The sequence below is a fragment of the Pseudomonas sp. R1-7 genome, from assembly GCF_051132105.1.
Taxonomy (GTDB): domain Bacteria; phylum Pseudomonadota; class Gammaproteobacteria; order Pseudomonadales; family Pseudomonadaceae; genus Aquipseudomonas.
The window spans coordinates 3,290,798-3,306,215 of sequence record NZ_CP071661.1; the positions used below are offsets into that span (position 1 = coordinate 3,290,798).

At 64.2% G+C, this 15,418-nt stretch carries 3 protein-coding genes; all 3 read right to left on the reverse strand.

Translation table 11 applies throughout. The features are described from left to right. Positions 1-10: 10 nt before the first annotated feature. Entirely contained in the window at positions 11-9,475 is a 9,465-nt protein-coding gene (locus J3P79_RS14665) for an amino acid adenylation domain-containing protein (RefSeq protein WP_434603576.1), read from the reverse strand. A 41-nt stretch (positions 9,476-9,516) separates the two neighbouring features. Continuing rightward, the gene (locus J3P79_RS14670) at positions 9,517-14,331 is read right to left on the reverse strand and encodes a condensation domain-containing protein (protein WP_434603578.1); all 4,815 of its coding nucleotides are present in this window, start codon (positions 14,329-14,331) and stop codon (positions 9,517-9,519) included. A 72-nt stretch (positions 14,332-14,403) separates the two neighbouring features. Further along, complete coding sequence (locus J3P79_RS14675; RefSeq protein WP_434611480.1) at positions 14,404-15,357, reverse strand: TauD/TfdA family dioxygenase; 954 nt, start codon at positions 15,355-15,357, stop codon at positions 14,404-14,406. Between the last annotated feature and the right edge of the window lie 61 nt (positions 15,358-15,418).

The following is a 15,418-nucleotide window of genomic DNA, read 5'->3' on the forward strand; positions in this document are numbered from 1 at the left end:
GTACTCATCCTTACATTTCCATCTCGGCCAACAGGCGCTGCATTTCGTCCAGAGCTTCGTCGGTCGACGGCCCCTGGGGTTTTTCTATCTGTTCGGCGAGCGCGGCGATCGTCGGGTTCTGGAACAGGCTGCGCAGTTCGAGCTTGACGCCGAAACGGCTCTCGACTTGCGTCATCAAGCGCATGGCCAACAACGAATGACCGCCCAGCTCGAAGAAGCTGTTGAACACCCCGACCTGCGGCAGCGCCAGCAGCTCCTGCCAGATGTCCGCCAGTTGCTGCTCCAGTTCGTTGCGCGGCGCCACACCCTGGATCGCCAACGGCTGCGGTGCCGGCAAGGCTTTGCGATCGATCTTGCCGTTGGCATTGAGGGCAAAGCGTGGCTGTTCGATGAAGCCGGCCGGAATCATGTAGCCGGGCAACACGCCTTCCAGATACCGACGCAGCGCCGCCTGATCGACCGGGTTCGGTGCCTGCAACCAGGCGAACAGGCCCAGGCTGCGGGAATCGATCATCACCACCGCTTCTTCCACGCCGGGGTAACGGCGCAGCAGCGATTCGATTTCGCCGGGCTCGATGCGGAAACCGCGCACCTTGACCTGGAAGTCACCGCGCCCGACATAGGCCAGCCGCCCGTCGTCGCGGCGGCGCACCAGGTCACCGGTGCGGTACATGCGGCTGCCCGGTTCGTCGGCATAAGGGTCAGGCAAATACGCGGCCGCCGTGGTGGCCGGTGCGTGCTGGTAACCCCGGGTGACGCCGGAGCCGGCGATATACAGCTCACCCGTCGCGCCCAGCGGCACCGGGCGCAGCATGTCGTCGAGCACGTAGCAGCGGGTGTTGAGCAACGGCGCACCGATGTCGGCGACGCCGGACGGCACGTCCTGCAATGCCTGGGTGGTCGACCAGACGGTGGTTTCCGTCGGGCCGTAGGCGTTGATCAGCGCCACGCCACGGCTACGCAGTTCATTCACCAGCTCACCGGGCACCGCTTCGCCACCGATCAGGCCACGCAGCGGCGGCCAATCGGCCTGGCCGGTTTCCAGCAGGATCTGCCAACCAGCGGGGGTGGCCTGGAACACCGTGGCCCGGCGCAGCAGCTCGAACAGCTGATGCCCATCGACTACCTGCTCGCGACGAGCCAGCAGAATGGCCGCGCCGTTGACCAGCGGCAGGAACAGCTCCGGCTTGCACATATCGAAGGCGTACGTGGTACTGGCGAGCCAGACATCCTCGGCACCGAGCGGCAGCAAGCGATCGAGGCCGGCCAGCAAATTGCTCAGGTTGCCCCGGCTGACCTGCACGCCTTTCGGTGTACCGGTGGAGCCCGAGGTGTAGATCACATAGGCGCGCTGCTGCGGATCAATCGGCAACGCGAGGTTGGTGTCGCTGCGGGTGTCCAGCGCCAACCCGTCGAGCTTAACCTGGTCGACGCCGCCCAAGGCCTCGGCGCAAAGGCTTTCAGTGAGCACCAAGGCCGGACGCGCATGCTCGATGATGAAACCCAGGCGCTCGCTCGGGTGCTGCGGATCCAGTGGCAGGTACGCCGCGCCGGCCTTGTGGATCCCTAGCAGGCTCGGCAGCAGCCATGGGCCACGGCTCAGGCAGACCGCAATCAGATCATCCGTGCCGACACCTTGCGCCCGCAACCAATGGGCCAGGCGATTGCTGATGGCATTGAGTTGCGCGTAGGTCAGTTGTTGATCCTGGCAATCTACCGCCAGCGCATCGGGCGTCAGGATGGCCTGCTCTTCGAAGCGGATGATGACGTCCACTGCCGGCGTCACGGATTGCGCCGGACGATTCCATGGACGCTGGGCCAAGGCATGGTCGGCGTTGGCCAGGTCGATGTCCCAGAGACGCGCATCCGGTTGTTGCAACATGCCTTCGAGCAGATAGCGGAACTCATCGGCATACCGTTGCGCGGTCTGTGCCAGGAACAGATCGGTGTTGTATTCCAGCACGCATTGCCACTCCTCGCCCTGCTGCTCGATGTGCAGGCCGATGTCCACCAGGGCACTGTCGCTTTCGACATTGAGCCGTTGCGCCGGCAAGCCGGCGAAGCGTTGTTCGAGCCCGGCGTTGGCATCGCGCTGGATCAGGTTGAACAACGCCTGAAACAGCGGCGTGTGGCTGAGATCGCGGCGCACCTGCAAGGCTTCCACCAAGCGCTCGAACGGCACGTCGGCATGCTGTTGCGCCGCCAGGTGCGCGGCTTGCAACTGCTGCCAGAACTGCAAGACCGATTGCTGGGGATCGAGGTGGCTGCGCAAGACCTGGGTGGTGGCGAAATAGCCGATCAGGTTGTCGGTGTGGGCCTGATGACGATGAGCGACCGGCAGGCCGATCCAGATTTCCCGTTGGCCCGAGTGCCTGGCCAACAAGGTTTTCCAGGCGGCCAGCAACGGTGCGAAAGCCGTCAGGCCATGGCGCTGCGCCGTCTCGCGCAGGTGCTTGACCAGGGTCGCCGGCAGGTTGAAGCGCAGGCGCTGGCCCTTATAGCCCTGCTCGGCGGGCCGCGGCATGTCGGTTGGCAGGTTCAGCACCGGCGGTTCGCCCGCCAGGGTGGCTCGCCAGTAATCAAGCTGCGACTCGATCCGCGCCTGCCCCGCCGGGCTTTGCCAACTGGCCGCGATGTCGGAAAACTGCAGCGGCAAGGCTGGCAGGCAAGCCTCGCGTTCTTCCAGCAGGGCCTGGTAGATCCGTTGCAGTTCGTCGAAGAGAATCTCCAACGAGCGCGCATCGGCAATGATGTGATGCAAGGTCACCTGCAGCACGCTTCGGCCCGAACCTTGGTAGACCCGCACCCGCCATAGCGGCGGCGCGGTGAGGTCGAATGGGCGCTGCGCCTCCTGGCTGAGTTTCTGGTTGAAGCCGCTCGAGTGTTCATCGATTTCCAGCGGTTCGAAGCTCAGCGGCAGAGTGCCGAGGTCTTCGACGTGTTGGCGTGCGCCGTCGGCGGTATCGCTGAAAACCGTCCGCAGGCTGTGTTGGCGCACCACCAGTTGCGCCAGCGCCTGTTCCAGCAAAGCCGGCTGCAGGAGGCCGTCCAGACGCAAGGCCAGGGACAGGTGATAGGCCTGGGTATCGCCCTGCAGACGATCGAGAAACCACAAGCGTTGCTGAGTGAAATGCAACGGCGAAAAGGGTTCTTCGAACGGACGCAGGATGCCGTCGGCCTCGGTGCTGGCCTCGGCCAAGGTGGCGGCGAGGTCGCGCAGCACCGGTTGTTCGAACACGCTGCGCAATGGCAGGCGCCGGCCATGCTGTTCGGCGATGCGTGCCACCAGCCGCGCCGCCAACAGCGAGTGTCCGCCGAGGGCAAAGAAGTTATCGTCGGCACCAATGTCGGTGCATCCCAGCAACTCTTCCCAGAGCCCGGCCAGGGTCCGCTCCCACTCGCTCGACAGCGCGCCCTGCTGGCCGTCACGCTGCTGCGGTTCCGGCAGAGCCTTGCGGTCGACCTTGCCGCTGGGGCTCAACGGCAGGGTGTCGAGGCGAACGAACTGGCTGGGCAGCATGTAGTCCGGCAACTGCGCGCCGAGGCTGGCGCGTAGCGTCGTTTCGTCCAGCGCATCGCCAGCGTAGTAACCCACCAACCGCGCCGAATCCCCAGTGCCGAGCAGCACCACAGCCGCCTCGCGAACCCCGGGGACGCGGGACAGCAACGCTTCGATTTCGCCCAGCTCGATACGGAAGCCCCGCAGCTTGACCTGGAAATCCAGGCGCCCTAGGTAATCCAGGCTGCCATTGCTATTGCGTCGCACTCGGTCACCGGTACGGTACATGCGCGCGCCGGCCACGAAAGGATCCGGCAGGAACGCCGCGGCAGTCAGCCGCGCGGCAGCATAATAGCCGCGCCCCAGGTTGGCCCCGGCCAGGTACAGCTCACCGGGCACACCGGCGGCGACCGGTTGCAGGTCGGCATCGAGCACGTAGGCGGCGGTATTGGGCACCGGTTGCCCAATCGGCACCTCGACCGCGCTTTTGTTGCCACTGCGCACTTCGAAGGTGCTATAGACGGTCGCTTCCGTCGGGCCGTAGCCGTTGATGACCTTGGCCCCCCTGCCCTCGATGGCTTCGGCCAGCGCGCACGGCAAGGCTTCGCCACCGGAGATGGCACGCACGCCTTGCCAACTGCGCGAGGTGTGCGCCACGAGCATGCGCCAGGTGGCCGGCGTGGCCTGCATGACGGTGGGTCGTCCGGTCATCAGCAACTGATCGATCGCTTGCGGATCCCGCGCCTGTTCCCGATCGGCCAGGAGGATGCTGGCGCCATGGGTCAGGGGCAGGAGCAACTCGACGATGGCAATGTCGAACGTCGCGGTGGTCAAGGCCAGCACCCGGTCACTGGCCGTCATCGGCAAGACCTGCTCGACAGCCAGCATCAGGTTCATCAAATTGCCACGGCTGATCGCCACGCCTTTGGGCTGGCCGGTGGAACCCGAGGTGTACAGCACGTAGGCGAGTTGACCGGGGATGCAGTCCACAGGCTTGCGCGTGCCGGTCGAGCCGCCGGTGTCGATGTCCAGCAACGGCAGCCCGGTGTTCCACTGCGCCAATACACTAAGGCTCGCGGCGGTGCCCAGGCATAACGTGGGCTGCGCCGCTTCGAGAATGTAGCGGCCGCGCTCCGGCGGCGTGTCCTCGGCCAACGGCACGTACGCCGCCCCGGCCTTGAGCACCGCCAGCATGGCCATGGGCAGGCGTGCGTCGCGGGGCAGGCTCAACGCCACGCGATCTTCGACACCGACGCCATGGGCCTGCAACGTCGCTGCGAGCGCCTCGGCGGCCTGGTCCAGTTCGGCGTAAGTCAGGTGCTGATTGCCTGCAACGACGGCAATCGCCTCGGGCTGGCGGGCAACCTGGAGCGCGAAGGCTTCGAGCATGTCCTGCTGACCAGCCACCACCCGGCCATCAATCCGCGCCAGCGCCCGTTCGGCGCTCTGCCAGGCCAGCTCACCCAGCGGCTGGGCGGCTTGTTCGATCAGCGCATCGAGCAAGGCCAGGTATTGCTCGGCCATGCCTTGCACGGTCCGCTCGCGGAACAGATCGCGGCTGTATTGCAGGCTCAGGCTGATGCCATGCTCGCTGTCGCGCACGTCCAGGTGCAGGTCACACAAGGCGCTGTCGGGGCGGTTGTCCAGCGGTTCGGCGATGACGTCGGTGAGTTCGAAACGCTCCAGTGCGTTGCCCGGGAAGTAGTTGAACATTACTTGGAACAGCGGGTTGTAACTCACCTGCCGGACCACGCCCAACTGTTCGATCAAGTAGTCGAACGGCAAGTCCTGGTGAGACTGGACCGACACGGACAAGGCCTGCAATTCGCTCATCAGTTGCAGCGGGCTGCGCTCGCCAGAGATTCTCTTGCGGTACACCAAAGTGTTGACGAAGCAACCCACCAGCGGCTGCAAGGCCGCGTGGTGCCGGTTGGCCGCCGGGACGCCGACGAGGATGTCGTCTTCGCCGCTGCGGCTGCGCAGCAGCAACTGAAAAGCGGTCAGCATCGCAATGAAGTTGCTCCAGCCCTGGCGAGCGCTGAAGGCCCTGAGCCGTGCCGCCAGGTCATCAGGCAAGCGACGCTCGACACGTCCACCGGCCTGGCCGGCCTGGGCGGGACGAGGGAAATCGGCTGCCAGGTCGAGCACCGGCAACTCGCCGGCCAGTTGCTCTCGCCAGTAGGCGAGCTCTTGCTCGCACGCCTTGCTGCTCATCCACTGGCGCTGCCACACGGCGTAGTCGGCGTATTGCATCGCCGGAGCGGGCCGTGGGGCCGCCAAGCCTTGGCGGCGGTTGCGGTACTGCTCGCAGAGGCCGTCGATGATCAGTTGCAGGGACCAGCCATCGGCAACGATGTGGTGGCAATTCAACGACAGGACAAACGCCTCCGGCGCCAGGCGATACAGCCTGGCGCGCAGCAGCGGTGCCGCGTCGAGGGCGAACGGCGTCATGGCGTCCCGGCGCAGTCGTTCGTGCAGCGCGTCTTCGCTCGCCACATCGATGACCGGCAAATCAAGTTCGCTGTGCGCCAGGACAACCTGGCTCGGCCCTTGAGCCGCGCCGATGAACCCGGTGCGCAGCACCTCGTGCTGGTCGAGGACCGCTTGCAAGGCAGCGCGCAGGTCAGCGACGTGCAGCTCGCCCGTCAGGCGCACGGCGCCGGCCAGGTTGTACGCCGGGCTGTCGGGGTCGAGTTGTTGCAGGAACCACAGGCGTTGCTGGGCAAACGAGAGCGGCAGCGTTTCCGGGCGCGGCAGCAAGGTCGGCGACGGTTTTACTGCGCCTGCCTGGTTCTCCAGCCAATCGGCCATGGCGGTGATGGTCGGTCGTTCGAACACGACCCGCAACGGCAGGTCCTTGCCGCTGAGCTTGCCGATCAGGCCGATCAATTGGGTTGCCAGCAACGAATGGCCGCCCAGCTCAAAGAAATTGTCCTCGACACCCACCTGGCCCAGGCCAAGCACGCTCTGCCACGCTTCCACCAACTGGCCTTGCAACTCGCTGCTCGGCGCCACATAGCGGGCCTGGCTTTGCGCGGCGAAATCCGGCGCAGGCAACGACTTGCGGTCGATCTTGCCGTTGCCGTTGAGCGGGAAACGCTCCAGGAACACGAATGCGCTCGGGATCATGTAGGCCGGGAGATTGCCCAGTACATGCTCGCGCAACGTCTCGATGCTGCAGGCGCCATCGGCCACGATGTAAGCCACCAGCACTTTGGCGCGTTGCTGGTCGTCACGGGCGACGACCACGGCTTCGCGCACGCCGGGGTAACGGGTCAGGCAAGCCTCGATCTCGTCCAGCTCGATGCGGTGGCCACGAATCTTGACTTGGTGGTCGGTGCGCCCGACGTATTCCAGATCGCCGTTGGGCAGGAAGCGCGCCAAGTCGCCGGTGCGATACAAGCGAGAACCGTCGTTGGCGATCGGATCCGGCAGGAAGACTGCCGCCGTGCGTGCCGGGTCGGCCATGTAGCCGCGCCCGACGCCGATGCCGGCGACGAAGATTTCCCCGACCGCGCCCACCGGTATCGGCTGCAAATCAGCGTTGAGCAGGTACAAGCGATTGTTCAGCGTGGCGCGGCCGATCGGTACATTAATGCGGTGTTCCGGCAAGCGTTCGAGCAGCGGATGAAAGGCCACGTCATCCGAGCATTCCGCCGGCCCGTAGGCGTTCATCAGCGGAATCGCCGGATAGCGCTCGAACCACCGACGCGCCAAGGCTGGCGGCAAGGCCTCGCCCGTGGCAAGAACCCAGCGCAGGGGCGAGGTTTCCAAGCCGGCGTCCAGCAGGCTTTGCATCAAGGACGGGACCGTTTCGAGGATGCTGATGCCGTGACGTCCGATGGCCGAGGCCAATGCATCGGGGTCCTGCACCACGCAGTCGCCGAGGATCACCGTGCGCGCACCCAGCACCAGGCCGGCGAGGGTTTGCCAGACTGAAATATCGAAGCACTGCGGTGCTGTCTGGGCGATCACGTCGTCCGCATCGAGCCCCAGCCCCGGCAGTTTGCCGAGGATGTTATTGAGCATGCCCACCTGCGCCACCATCGCACCCTTCGGCGTGCCGGTGGAACCCGAGGTGAAGATGCAATAGGCCAACGATGTGTCCTGCACGGTGATGTTCAGGTTTTCGTCGCTGTAGCTGCCCAGTATCGAAGGGTCGTAGCGCACGGCCTTGGGGCGCTGTTCGAGCAGGTCGAGGGCCTGCATCGCCAACTCGCCCTGCCCCGCGCTATGGATCAGCAATGGCGTGCGGCTCTGGCGCAGCACCTGGGCCAGGCGCTGGGCCGGGTTGCGCGGATCGAGCGGCAGCCAACCGGCACCGGCCTTGAGCGTGGCGACAATCATCACCACCAGGTCCAGGCCCCGCTCGTCGAACACCGCGATCAAGTCGTCACTGCCCACACCCTGGGCGCGCAAGTGCCGGGCCAACCGGTTGGCGGCGCGGTTCAACTGATCGAACGTCAGGCTTTGCTCGCCATGGACGATTGCGACGCGCTCTGGGGTCTGGCGAACCTGTTGCTGGAAACGCTCGACGTACAACGGCTGCAACAGTTGTTCGTCGGGCTCCAGCCCGCCACCGGCCCAAACCTCGTGCTGATGGGTGATTTCACGTTCATCGAGCATCGCCAGTTGATGCAACGGCGTGCCGGCGTTTGCGCCGAGGGCTTCACCCATGTTCAGCAGCAAGGTGCGGAAATGCCGCAGCATCTGCTGGACTTCCTCGCGCAGGAACCAGTCGGTTTGATAGGTCAATTGCAGGTGCAGACGCTCACCCGGCACGATCACCACGGTGATCGGGTAGTTGGTGTGGGTGCGGTTGGCCATGTCGCTGATCAGGTAGTCCAACTGCCCCTGGCGCAAGTCGGCGGCAATGGGCGCGTTCTCGAAGACGAACAGGCTCTGGAACAGATCCTGGCGCTGCACATCGCTCCAACGCTGGATATCCGCCAAGGAAACACTCTCATGCTCGCGCAGGCCCAGGTTCTCGGTCTGCAAGGCTTTCAGCCACGGCCCGAGCCCGTCCTCCGGGCCATAGTGCCAGCGCAGCGGCAGGCTGTTGATGAACAGGCCGACGATGCTTTCCATGCCTTGCAGGTGCACCGGACGACCAGCGACGGTGATGCCGAATACCAAGTCGCGATCGCCGCTGTAGCGCGCCAGCAACAAAGCCCAGGCGCCTTGCACCAGGGTGTTGAGGGTAAGGCCATGCTGGGCCGCTACGCTCTGCAACGCCTGGGTCTGCCCGGACTCCAGGAATTCGACACAGTCCTCGACCGGTTCGGCAGCGCCTTGGATGCGGCCAACATGACCGAAGCCAAACTCGTTGGGCGTGTCGAAGCCCGCCAGCCGCTGTTGCCAGAAGGCTTGGTGATCTTCCGGTTTCTGGGTTTCCAGCCAGCGGATGAAATCGCGATAAGGGCGCGGTGTCGGCAGGCTCAGTCGACGACCTTCGCGGGCGGCGCGGTAGCCGTTGAGGAAGTCCATCATGATGATCGAGAAGCACCAGGCATCCATGAGGATGTGGTGATAGCTGCGCACGAACTGGTAGGTGTCGGGTGCCAGTTTGTAAAGCCTGACCCGCATCAGTGGCGCCTTGGTGAAGTCGAGCCCTTCGGCGCGTTCTTCGCTGAGCAACTGCTCAAGGCGATCCTGCTGCTCGCCTTCGCCCAGGTGCGACCAATCCTCGTAGGTGATCGGCAGTTCGACCTGCTTGTGCACCACCTGCATCGGGCGCTTCTGCTGCTTCCAGACGAAGGACGTGCGCAACAGTTCGTGGCGTTCCACCACCTGCGCCCAGGCCTGGCGGAAGGCCGCGAGGTCGAGGTCCGGCATGACCATGACATGGCGATACTGGAGCAGGTACATGCCCTTGCCAGGATGCATCAGGCTGTGGAACAGCAATCCTTGCTGCATGGGAGCCAGCGGGTAGATCGCTTCGATGTTGCGCGAAAGAGCCTTGACCTTGTCGTTCATGCTGACGGTATCCGAACCTGTAATGTTTGGGACGCGGGGGCTCATTGCTCAAGTTGCTCGAGCAGCCCCAGGAATTCATCGTCGGACAGGCCGGAGTCGGCGAAGTCCGAAGCCGTGGCGCGGCCCACCGACGGGGCCTGGCAGTGTTCCAGCAGCGCGGTGATCCGCTGCTGGAACTGGCGCGCCAGTTCGTTCACCAACACCGGGTCGTGGACCTTCGGCGCATAACGCCATTCAACGTGTAGCTGGCCTTCGTTGACCAGCGCCGTCACGTCAAGCCAATGGGTGCGGCGGGTGCTTTCGGCACGCATGCCGGGGCACATCGGCCGCGCCAGGCGCCAGAGGCTCGATGCGCCGATCCATTGGTCGACCCGCCCCAGGTAATTGAAGGTCAGCAGCGAGGCTGCTCCCAGTCCATGGGCAGGTTCCTGGCGCAACAGGCCGTAGCCGATGCCTTGTTCAGGGACGCGGCGCAGGGCTTCCTTGGCCGCGATGATCGAGGACTCCAAGTCCCACGAAGTGTCGACCGCCAGCGGATAACGGCTGGTGTGCCAACCGATCGAGCGCGACAACTCGGGGCCTTGTTCCCAGCCGCTGCGCCCGTGGCTTTCCAGCTCAAGGGTGACGCGCTCGCGGCCCTGCCATTGGCCGATGACACCGGCCAATGCGGCCACCAGCAGATCCTGGACCTGGGTGCCGTAGGCCGCGTGGCAATCGCCCAGCAGCAGTTGCGTTTGCTCGACCGACAGTGGCATGTCCAGCGTGCGGCTTTCGCCGTACATATTGGGCTGTTGAGAAACGCTCTGTTCGGCGGCCAACTGCTCATGCCAGTAGTCAACCTGGGCCAGGACGGCAGGCTCGCGACGATGCTCCTGCAAGGCCTCGCTCCACGCATGGAAACCCGCCGACACGGCAGGCAACGCCACGTTCGGTTGCAGGTAGAGACTTTCCAGCTCTTCCAGCAGCACCTGCCAGGACACCGCGTCGACAAGCAAGTGATGCGCCGTGCACAACAACGCCTGGCTCTGTGAGAAGTACACCCAGCGGATCAAAGGCGCCTTGCCCAAATCGAAGCCTCGTTGCCAGCGCTGCAACAGCGCGTCATCCAACGGTCCGTCCTCGACCTGGAACAACCCGTCGAGCTGGCTTGGGGAAAACGCCTGGTAGCACTGCTGCCAACCTTGCGCCGACGCTTCGAAGACCAGGCGCAAGCTGGCATGACGCTGCAGCAGCGCGCCGACGGCCTGGGCAAATCGCGCCTGTTCCAACGGCGCGTTCAACGCCAGCAGTAACGATTGGTTCCAGTGCCCGGGCTCGGTTTGCTCCTGGGCGAAAAACCATTGCTGGATCGGCGTCAGTGGAAACGCTGTGGCAGGTTCGAGCACGGCCGCTGCAGCGCCCTCCTTCACCGCGCCGAGATCGTCCACCTGCCCGGCCCAACCGCGCACGGTCGGGAACTCGAAAATCTGCTTGGGCTTGAGTTGCAGCCCCTGCTGCTTGGCTCGGGCGATGATCTGCAGACTCAGGATCGAGTCGCCACCGACACTGAAGAAGTTGTCATCGACGCGCAGGTCCGGGTTATTGAGGATCTCGCGAGCGATGTCGAGCAGACGTTGTTCAAGACTGCGCTGTGGTGTCTGTACCACTCGGGCCAAGGCGCGCACGGTCTGTTCGGAGAACAACTGCTTGGGCGTCATCCGGATATTTTGCTGGCGCGCCAAGGCAATGATCTGCAGGCCGAGGATCGAGTCGCCGCCCAAGGCAAAGAAGTTGTCATCGGGCCCCAGGTCGGGGTTGCCGAGCAGCCCGCGCCAGATGTCGAGCAACGCGCTTTCGACCGCATCCAAGGGTTGCTCGATAGGAGCCGGCGCCAGGGCTGTGGCCGGCGCTTGCTCGGCCAACTGCAGCAATGCCTTGCGATCGACCTTGCCGTTGGGCAACAAGGCAAACCCATCGAGACAGTGCCACTGGGCCGGTTGCATATAGTCGGGCACCTGCGCTTGCAGGGCGGCTTGAATATCAGCCAACGCGCCCGACGGCGCGATCACGAACGCCACCAGGCGGTTGCCCGTCAACGGCGAAGGGCTATTCATCACCTGCACATCGCTGACCTGCGGTATCGCCCGCAGTCGTGCCGCGACTTCCGCCGGCTCGACCCGATAACCGCGGATCTTGACCTGCTCATCGAGCCGGCCGAGAAACTCCACCTGCCCCTGATGATTGAGCCGCACCCGATCGCCGGTGCGATAGCCATGTTCACCAAATCGGGCGCGGTCTGCATCGCTGGCGCCGAGATAACCCAGCGCAACCGTCTTGCCCTGCACGCAGAGTTCGCCACTCACGCCTATCGGCAGCAGGCGGCCCTCAGGCGAACGCACGCTGACCTGGACATTGGGCAATGGTCGACCCAGCGGTGCCGCGCCATCGATATCGACGTCGTGGGTCAACACCCCGACGGTGGTTTCACTGGGGCCGTAGTGGTTGACGATACGCAGGCCAGGCTTCAATGCGCGCAAGCGCGAAACCAGTTCATGGCCCAGGGCTTCGCCACCGGTTACCAGGCATTGGCGCGGCAATAAGCGTTGCGGATCGTTGGCGACCAGCAAGGCGTTGAGGTGCGACGGCACGATTTTCAGCAGGTCCACGGGCTCGCGCTCAAGCACAGCCGCCAGTTCCTCGGCGTCGAAGGCCAGTTCCTCGGCCAACAGCCGCAGGCGACGGCCGCTGAGCAAGGCACCGAACAAGGCCGTGTGCCCCAAGTCCGTGGCGCAACTGGCAAGGCTCGCCAGGCAGGCATCGGCTGGCAGGCCCAGGCGTTCCAGGCAGCCAGTCACGTAATGGATCAGGTTGCCCTGGCTGACCGCCACGCCTTTCGGCCGGCCGGTGGAGCCGGAGGTGTAGACGACATAGGCCGGCACGTCAGCAGCCAGTGATGTGCGCAACGGCGATTCAGCCGACAACTCGGCAACGGGCAACGACAGCCAGCGCACCGAATCCGGCAGCCAGTCGGGACGCAGGCCCTCGCCGACCCAGGCCTTGGGCATCGCATCCTCGCAGATGTCCTGCAAACGCGACTGCGGCCACTGCGGATCGAGGGCCAGGTAGGTGGCGCCGCAGTGCCAGGCCGCGAGCATGTGCATCACCAGTTCGCGGCTGCGGGGCAGGCACAAGGCGATGCGTGCACCTTCCAGGTTCGCGCCGGCCTGCAAGCGCTCGCCACGGGCCACCACCGCGCGGCCGAGTTCGGCATAGCTGAGCGTGCCTTGTTCGTCGTGCAGGGCGATCGACTCAGACTGTTGGGCGCACTGCTGGACGAACGCCTGCCAGGCGTTGCTGACCGGGACCGGCAGGTCCTCGCCACTGAGCAACGATTGTTGCGCGGGCGCCAGCCAGTCGAGCTGGGCAAAAGGTACATCCGGCCGTTCGATGACCGCGTGGACCAACGCAACGAACTGGTCGCAATAACGCTGGACTGTTTCGTGACGGTACAAGGCCTTGCTGTAGCGCCACCGACAGAGGAAACCCTGCTCATCATCCACCACGACCATGTTCAGTTCATGGGCCGCTCCACGCTGTTCCGACAACACGGGATCCACGTACCGGTGAAAAGGCGCGGCACGTTCCTTGTTGAGCGTGAACATGTGCTGGAACAGCGGCGCCTTGCCCGCCTGACGCTCGAGGTTCAACTGCTTGACCAGGCGCGAGAACGGGTAGTGTCGGTGCGCGAGGGCCTGCTTGACGGTGGCGTCCACCTCACGCGCCCAGTCACGACTTGAAAGGTCTGGCTGCAAGCGACAGCGAACCGGCAGCGAGTTGACCAGATAGCCCGGCAAATTGAGGTGTTCGCGTCGCAAGCGCAGACCGCCGGCCGTACCCAGGACAAAATCGTCTTGCCCGGACAACACCCCGAGAAACTGTTGAAACAGCGAGAACCACCAGACGTAAGGCGTCACGCCCCACTCGCGAGCCCGGGCCCGGACCCTCGCCGTGGTGGCGGGATCGAAGCGAACCGGCAGCTCCATCCCTTCGAATGAGCGGTTACCGCCAAAGGCGAAATCCGTCGGCAAATGCAGCGTCGGGACTTCGGTCAGTTGCGCCTGCCACCATGCCAGCTCCGCAGCTTCAGTCGACTCGCTACGCACGTGCAGCTCACTGTTGTAGGTGCGATAGGCATCAGGATTGATCGCAGGCAACGGCTGACCATCGACCTGTGCAAACAGCTCATTGAGCACGATATGGAACGTGGCCGGATCGGCAGCGATGTGATGGATAACCAGCAGCAGCGTGAGCTCGGCATGACCATCCCGGGTGTTGCTCAGCACCACACCTCGGCTGACTTCCCCGGCCTGGAGATTGAAAGGCCGGTCGGCCAATTCGGCGATGCGTTGCTGCAAGGTATCGGTGTCCGCCGCCTGCAAGGTAACCCACTGCAACGGCTGGATATTTTCGCCACGACTCCACTGCACCAGGTCGCCGTTGCGTTCACCGTAGGCCGTGCTCAACACAGGGTAACGCCGCTGGATTGTGGCCCAGGCGTCTTGCAGGCGCCGAGGCAAATCATCCGTTACGAACTGCGGCTTGATTCGTCCTGCGTAAGCAAGGTTATAGGCGCAACTGTCGGGTTCCAGTCGCTGTAGAAACCAGAGAGCCTGCTCATTGTCGGTCAGTGGCCGCGCATCAAAATAATCGGGATGCAGAACCAGCCATTGCAACACCTGGTGCTCTTGCGAACGGAGTTCAGCTTCAAGTTCATCCGTCAAAGCACCTTGCGATCCGGGCACAATGTCCAGTTGACCGTCGGCTTCCGACAGGCGAATTCCACGCAGCCAGCAGCGATGCATCAGGCGATCGAGCATTTGATGTCCTTCATTTTTTTGCTTGTTTGGATAAGCCGCTCAGTGCAGCGGCTTAATGCAAGAGCGTCGGGCTCAACCCGCCGGAGCAGGCTCGGCCATGGCGACCACGACCTTTCGTGCGCCCTGGAATGTCGAGCGGCCGTGGGCGACCAGCATGTTGTCGAGCATCAGCACGTCACCCGCCTGCCAGGGGAAGCTCACCTGGCAGCGCTGCAATACCGCACGAATATGCTCCAGGGCATCCAGCTCGATCGGCGAGCCATCGCCATAGAAGACGTTACGCGGCACGCCCTCTTCGCCCACGATGGAAATCAGCGTCTCACGCACGGGCGCGGCAAGGTTGGAGATATGGAACAGATGCGCCTGGTTGAACCACACCCACTCCCCGGTCACCGGATGTTGGGCCACGGCCTGGCAGACCTGGCGGGTGGAGAGCTCGCCGTCATCGCTCCACTGGAACTGGATCTGGTTGGCGCGGCAGAAATGTTCGACTTGCGCACGGTCTTCGGTGCTGAACGCCTGTTGCCAGGGCAAGTCGAGACCGTTGCCGTAGTTGCGCACGTACATCAGGCGCTTCTCGGCGAAACGCTGGCGGATCGCCGGATCGAGTTGCTGGTAGACCTGGCGGCTGTCGGCGATGGGAGTTTCGCCGCCCACCGCAGAGGCCTGTACGCAGTGGAACCAGATTTTCATCGGCCAGTTGAGCGAGTAGGACTGCTCGTTGTGCAGTGGAATCACCTGGTGGGCCGGGTATTCGGTGGAGGTGTAGACCCGGTTGTTGAGCTTGGTACGCGGCGTCGAGGCGTAGTCGTAGGTCAGCAACTCGTGACCGAAACTGCGGGCGAATGCTTCGAAGTCCGCCTCACCATTGAACGCAAAACCGCGAAAAAGGATGCCGCCGACGCGCGGCAACTCGGCCTCGACCGCCTGCAGGATTTCCGCTCGGCTGTCCTGCCAGGCGGCACCAGTGATTGGCGCCTGGAAGATGAACGGCAAGGTCTGCTCGTTGCCCGGTACGCCTTCCATGGATTGAACCTGTGCACGCGCCAAACCAGTTTCCATTTGTGATCCCTCGCCATTCCGATGA

Excerpts from the sequence above, each read along its gene's own strand:
- J3P79_RS14665 (WP_434603576.1), bottom strand. The coding sequence starts at position 9,475 with ATGAACGACAAGGTCAAGGCTCTTTCGCGCAACATCGAAGCGATCTAC.
- J3P79_RS14670 (WP_434603578.1), bottom strand. The coding sequence starts at position 14,331 with ATGCTCGATCGCCTGATGCATCGCTGCTGGCTGCGTGGAATTCGCCTG.
- J3P79_RS14675 (WP_434611480.1), bottom strand. The coding sequence starts at position 15,357 with ATGGAAGGCGTACCGGGCAACGAGCAGACCTTGCCGTTCATCTTCCAG.